This is a genomic window from Macrococcoides caseolyticum (genome assembly GCF_002902665.1).
GTDB lineage: Bacteria > Bacillota > Bacilli > Staphylococcales > Staphylococcaceae > Macrococcoides > Macrococcoides caseolyticum.
On record NZ_PPRM01000009.1, the window covers coordinates 1 to 1,931 of the forward strand.

General features: G+C 48.7%; 1 rRNA gene. It reads left to right on the top strand.

The window, feature by feature from the left end:
- The first annotated feature begins 115 nt into the window (after nt 1-115).
- A 16S ribosomal RNA gene (locus CD152_RS02195) occupies nt 116-1,669 on the top strand.
- The last annotated feature ends 262 nt before the right edge of the window (nt 1,670-1,931 follow it).

Here is a 1,931-nt window from a genome sequence, read left to right on the forward strand (position 1 = left end):
TGAACATTGAAAACTGAATGACAATATGTCAACGTTAATTCCAATAATTTGAGTGATTAAGTTCACTCCCAAGAGTGATTGCCTCAAGCAATCAAAGAGCTTTATCAAGCAATCTATTATGGAGAGTTTGATCCTGGCTCAGGATGAACGCTGGCGGCGTGCCTAATACATGCAAGTCGAGCGAACGGACGAGAGTGCTTGCACTCTCTGATGTTAGCGGCGGACGGGTGAGTAACACGTGGGTAACCTACCTATAAGACTGGGATAACTTCGGGAAACCGGAGCTAATACCGGATAATATTTAGCTTCGCATGAAGCAATAGTGAAAGACGGTTCTGCTGTCACTTATAGATGGACCCGCGGTGTATTAGCTAGTTGGTGAGGTAACGGCTCACCAAGGCAACGATACATAGCCGACCTGAGAGGGTGATCGGCCACACTGGGACTGAGACACGGCCCAGACTCCTACGGGAGGCAGCAGTAGGGAATCTTCCGCAATGGACGAAAGTCTGACGGAGCAACGCCGCGTGAGTGAAGAAGGTTTTCGGATCGTAAAACTCTGTTGTAAGGGAAGAACAAGTACGTTAGTAACTGAACGTACCTTGACGGTACCTTACCAGAAAGCCACGGCTAACTACGTGCCAGCAGCCGCGGTAATACGTAGGTGGCAAGCGTTATCCGGAATTATTGGGCGTAAAGCGCGCGTAGGCGGTCTCTTAAGTCTGATGTGAAAGCCCCCGGCTCAACCGGGGAGGGTCATTGGAAACTGGGAGACTTGAGTGCAGAAGAGGAGAGTGGAATTCCATGTGTAGCGGTGAAATGCGCAGAGATATGGAGGAACACCAGTGGCGAAGGCGGCTCTCTGGTCTGTAACTGACGCTGAGGTGCGAAAGCGTGGGGATCAAACAGGATTAGATACCCTGGTAGTCCACGCCGTAAACGATGAGTGCTAAGTGTTGGGGGGTTTCCGCCCCTCAGTGCTGCAGCTAACGCATTAAGCACTCCGCCTGGGGAGTACGGTCGCAAGACTGAAACTCAAAGGAATTGACGGGGACCCGCACAAGCGGTGGAGCATGTGGTTTAATTCGAAGCAACGCGAAGAACCTTACCAAATCTTGACATCCTTTGACAACTCTAGAGATAGAGCTTTCCCCTTCGGGGGACAAAGTGACAGGTGGTGCATGGTTGTCGTCAGCTCGTGTCGTGAGATGTTGGGTTAAGTCCCGCAACGAGCGCAACCCTTATCTTTAGTTGCCATCATTAGGTTGGGCACTCTAGAGAGACTGCCGGTGACAAACCGGAGGAAGGTGGGGATGACGTCAAATCATCATGCCCCTTATGATTTGGGCTACACACGTGCTACAATGGATGGTACAAAGGGCAGCAAAACCGCGAGGTCAAGCAAATCCCATAAAACCATTCTCAGTTCGGATTGTAGTCTGCAACTCGACTACATGAAGCTGGAATCGCTAGTAATCGTAGATCAGCATGCTACGGTGAATACGTTCCCGGGTCTTGTACACACCGCCCGTCACACCACGAGAGTTTGTAACACCCGAAGCCGGTGGAGTAACCTTTTAGGAGCTAGCCGTCGAAGGTGGGACAGATGATTGGGGTGAAGTCGTAACAAGGTAGCCGTATCGGAAGGTGCGGCTGGATCACCTCCTTTCTAAGGATATTACGGAGACAGACCTTAAGGTCTGTAGGAATTGACATTGACATATTGTATTCAGTTTTGAATGTTTATACATTCAGATTGTACTTTGAAAACTAGATAAAGTAAGAAGATATAAAGATTTTACCAAGCAAAACCGAGTGAGTTCATATTTGAATTCTTGAAAAAAATCGCGCGTCTGCATCTATGCAGACATCACAATATTAATAACAGATTAAGTTATTAAGGGCGCACGGTGGATGCCTTGGCACTAGAA